Consider the following 4,553-nt stretch of genomic DNA (forward strand, 5'->3'; position numbering starts at 1 on the left):
TGAAGAAGGAGACAGGAGACAGGAGACAGGAGACAGGAGGAAAATTACATGGGGATTCTCACCCCAAGTAATTTTGAACACCGTGTAGACGGTGGGGTATTAAACCCACAAAGAAAATGATAAAAAACCTATAATATAAGATTTTAGCTATTGGACACCTCTTGTAATTTGTAAATATGCCAGCGCACATTGCTATACTGCGTAAGTCCTATAAAAGTTAGCGTGAATATCTACAAGGAAATTTAAGTTTTTTCTAGCTTTTAACCCTTCTTCCTTCTTCCCTTTTCCTTCTTCCTTCTTCCTTACCTGAAGTTGATAATATCGTCTATTAAATTCATATCGATATAAGTTTTACCTTTAGCATCTCCAGCAATGACAGTAAAAGATTTATCTGGTTCTCCTAAATGATTTAAAACTAAAGTTGCACCAGTAAAATCTTGATTTTGCGTATAATCATTAACTGTAACAATTGTTTTTAATCCTACTGTCAAAGCAGCTTTTAAACCATTATCTGAATCTTCAAATACTAGACAATTATCTGGTTGAATATTCATTTTTTCTAACACATAATAATAAATATCTGGCGCCGGTTTTTTTTGTGAAACTATGTCTCCTGCTGCAATTATTTCAAACCATGATAAACTTTCCTTGCCCAAGGTATTTTCTAATAATGCAGTTACATTTTCTAAGGTGCTAGTAGTAGCGATCGCTAACCGTATTTTCTGATTTCGTGCCTCTGCTAATAATCTTTTTACACCCAAGCGCAATGGAATAGTTCCTGTTGCTAATAACCTTTGATAATATTGAGTTTTCATGGCGTGCAGATTATAAATTAATTCCTGGAGTGGAATAGATGATTTAAACTCTGGTTGATACCGACTAATATAAAAGTTGATACGTTCTTTGCCACCCGCTACTTCCAACAATTCTCCGTATAACGAAACTGACCATTCCCAATCTAACCCTGCTGTAGCAAAAGCCTGATTAAAAGCTATTCTATGGCCATCTCGCTCTGTATTTGCCAAAGTCCCGTCAACATCAAATATTAAGGTAAACAGTTCAGTCATTTAATTAAAAGTGTGGTAATAATAAATAATGATTATCATTTTCTTTGTGGGTTTAATACCCCACCGTCAACGGGGGTGTTCAAAATTACTTGGGGTTAGAATCCCCATGTAATTTTCCTCCTGTCTCCTGTCTCCTGTCTCCTGTCTCCTGTCTCCTTCTTCAAACTTTTAAGTTGATTTTATAACCTCAACAGAAGATCCACTTCATTAGACATCTCCGATAATAGAAAATAAAATTAATTATCTCACTCTTATTCATCAATTCTTTCTCCCTGCTCCCTACTCTCTAGTGCAGAATGGCAGAAATAACTAACCAGTTACAAAATCCTAAAAGCCTTACCAATCGATACTTTTGACTTTTGACTTTTGACTTTTGACTTCCGCGTAGCGGCATTAACCTAAGCACTAATTCCAAAAGTGATAAAAGTTACTAGACGTTCTACAAGATCGTCAATTTCCTCACTAGAACTTTTTTCACTCAAGGGTTCTAATGGCTCAATTTGATTGAGAACTCGGATCAACATCGCTATCACAAGATCGAGTTTCCATTCTAATTCCGTTGGAGATTGATTCGGAAGCACTTTCTGCATTATATCTAGAAATCTTTGGTGAGTTCTACTAAATTCTGCTTCCGCTAGTCTCTGAATTGGATAGGGTTCCGTGCGACAACGGCCCATAAATTTGGCATGAATTAGACATTGCTCTGAGCTATCCTGAATTATTTGTAGTGGTGGGGTAATTACAGCTGCTAAAATTTCTGCCACTGAAGGGAGGTCTTCAGAGTCTTCCAGAATTGCCAGTTGTCGTAGTTGTTCTTCAACAATGGGTTGTGCTACTCGTTGAACTGTTGCGATAAATAATTCTTCTTTTGAACCAAAATGATAATGGACTGCAGCCAAATTCACATCTGCCTCTCGAATTATGGCCCTTAGAGAAGTTCCAGCAAAGCCTAGAGAAGCAAAAAGTTTCTCAGCAGCATTAAGAATTTGCTCTTTTGTATCAATAGTTGAATTCTTGCTCATTCAGTCGTGTCTATGATTTGCTCGACATTTTAGTCTAACACCGAGAAGTCCATTTTGACTGTATTAGCTGCTCCTGTAAATATCTATTCTACTTCTACTGCCCCCAAAACCTTAAAAGTCTCCTTTAAAACTCTTGGTGTTGCACCATTAGAGATGTCACCATCTCCCCAGATGTCTGTGTTGGCCTGCTGATTGACCATCTCATATCAAATCTGTTTAATTAGGTATAAAAACATTCTGCATCTTCACCATTACCAAATCTTGATAACTGTTTTTCCTCCTGTACGTCGCCAATCCGACAGATTCGTTTAGCATCGGTATTGTAAGCGTGAAGGTAAGGAAGGAGGAAGAGGGAAGAAGGAAGAGGGAAGAAGGCTTAAAAACTTGAAAAAACGTAAATTTCCTGTAGATATTCACCCTTGGTTTTACACAAACGCACCCCAGCGAACATGATATGAGGGCAAAAGTTCTTTCTCCTTGTAGTGGTGACATTGATGCTTTGAATATAGTTATACCAAATTCACGCAAAGGCAGTTATATCATGTCCGGATAATTAGTGATAAGAAAACTCTCTCCTTCAACTCCAGTTCTTCTTCTTTCTTCCCTCCTGACTCCTGACTCCTGACTCCTGACTCCTCCGTAGTTATTTATTTACACTGTTCAACCGGACATGATATTACATCTTAATTTGTGATTTCTTCTTAAAAGAAAAAATTATAAATTCCATAAATTCTAAAATTTCCACCTTTTTTCCTCTTTAATATTTATGTTTCTCTGTTCCCTGTTCCCAGCTCCGGTGTTCCCTGTTCCCTGTGTCCTCACGCTTTGCAATATTTTATGAAATTGGTATTACAAAAACTGTTTTTGGTTTTTCTGCCTTAAGGATAAATAAAGTTTGCTCATTGTGATGATCTAAAAAAGAGGTATGGCAGATATCCTCCACCACACCTTGTATATTGTAATTGATTTGAAGTTCGGACTATAAATAGCTAATCATGCCCAATTTCAAGCATAATTAGTGGATGCACAATTACAAACCGTTGTTGTTGTAGTCGTCTAGTATCCCGTGGATCTCATTACCAGCAGGAAGCGGCAATGCACCTTCCATACCAACATTTTGATCATAGGGACTGGGCAAACTGGAAATAGGGCTATCAATACCGCCGTTCCAGAAACCGGAGCTTGCTGCAATTGGCGGACTATCGATACCAGTCACCAGGTCTTCGAGAGCACCGTCACCCTTGCCATCACCATCTTCATCTGGTGTTAGGGTCTGAAGCCATTGAATACCATCGGTGATATCGTCCGTTGGTGCTGGGTTGCCTGCAAGGTAGTTCAACCAGGACGCATTGAGCGAACGTCCAAGGGTGTACCGCTTGTCTTGTTGCACCTTGTTTGAGGCTTTGATAATATCCAATGCTTCATCAGTAGTGTAGAAGATCGTGCTTTCATTCTCATCGGTCTTGCCATTGCGGTTGTAGTCACCGATCAGAATGCCAGTTTGATACTCTCCTGTCACGGGATCGAGGACTTTTCCGGGTTCCTCAGAGTTGGTGTAAGGTGGATAGAAGAGGTCGCCATCGGGGAAGTCTGGTTGACCTGCTTGTGAAGGTTCGTTGCCTTCGATGCCGTCCCAGAATTTCTGCCACTTCTTGTTCTGCCAGAATCCGGGTGTGCGGACACCAGGACTTGCAATTACTGAGAGCGGTGTGACCGTCGCGTTATCCTGGTCATCTTCTTCTGGTTCGTTATTATTCGGAGTCGAATCTGGGTCAAACTGGTCAGAAGCAGTGACTTGAGCAATATTCTCTATCGCTGCAGCAGAAGTAACTGTCGCTGTGATAGTTAAAGTTTCCGTATCACCATTTTCGACTGTACCTACATCCCAAGTACCGGTTTCCTCGTCATAAGTACCTTCAGTTGTAGTAGCATCAACATAGGTTAAACCATCAGGTAAGAGGTCTTTGACATCCACATTGGTGGCATCATTGGGACCATCGTTAGTCAAGTCAATTCTGAAGGTAATGTTTTCACCCACATTGGGAGTAGCGTTATCTACTGTCTTCTCCACAGATAGGTCTGCTGTTTCCTCTGGAGAAACCGTCGCACTATCCTGGTCATCTTCTCCTGGTTCATTATTATTCGGAGTCGAATCTGGGTCAAACTGGTCAGAAGCAGTGACTTGAGCAATATTCTCTATCGCTGCAGCAGAAGTAACTGTTGCTGTGATCTCTAAAGTTTCCGTATCACCATTTTCGACTGTACCTACATCCCAAGTACCGGTTTCCTCGTCATAAGTACCTTCAGTTGTAGTAGCAGAAACATAGGTCAAACCAGCAGGTAAGAGGTCTTTGACATCCACATTGGTGGCATCATTGGGACCATCGTTAGTCAAGTCAATTCTGAAGGTAATGTTTTCACCCACATTGGGAGTAGCGTTATCTACTGTCTTCTCCACAGATAG

Annotated in this window: 3 protein-coding genes; all 3 read right to left on the reverse strand. The window is 40.2% G+C overall.

Annotated features, from left to right (window positions below; translation table 11 throughout):
• Positions 1-302 precede the first annotated feature (302 nt).
• Positions 303-1,067, reverse strand: a complete 765-nt coding sequence (locus F6K13_RS19570; protein WP_124145302.1) for an HAD family hydrolase — start codon at positions 1,065-1,067, stop codon at positions 303-305.
• 398 nt (positions 1,068-1,465) lie between these two features.
• Positions 1,466-2,089: a TetR/AcrR family transcriptional regulator gene (locus tag F6K13_RS19575; protein WP_124145301.1), complete on the reverse strand. Its 624-nt coding sequence runs from the start codon at positions 2,087-2,089 to the stop codon at positions 1,466-1,468.
• A 1,030-nt stretch (positions 2,090-3,119) separates the two neighbouring features.
• Positions 3,120-4,553, reverse strand: a 1,434-nt coding sequence (locus F6K13_RS19580; RefSeq protein WP_287288095.1) for a DUF11 domain-containing protein, incomplete at its 5' end; no start/stop codon positions are given.

The sequence above is a fragment of the Okeania sp. SIO2B9 genome (assembly GCF_010672505.1).
Taxonomy (GTDB): Bacteria; Cyanobacteriota; Cyanobacteriia; order Cyanobacteriales; family Microcoleaceae; genus Okeania; species Okeania hirsuta.

Bases quoted from the DNA above. Each gene is read 5' to 3' on its own strand.
- F6K13_RS19570 (WP_124145302.1), bottom strand. From the start codon at position 1,067: ATGACTGAACTGTTTACCTTAATATTTGATGTTGACGGGACTTTGGCA.
- F6K13_RS19575 (WP_124145301.1), bottom strand. From the start codon at position 2,089: ATGAGCAAGAATTCAACTATTGATACAAAAGAGCAAATTCTTAATGCT.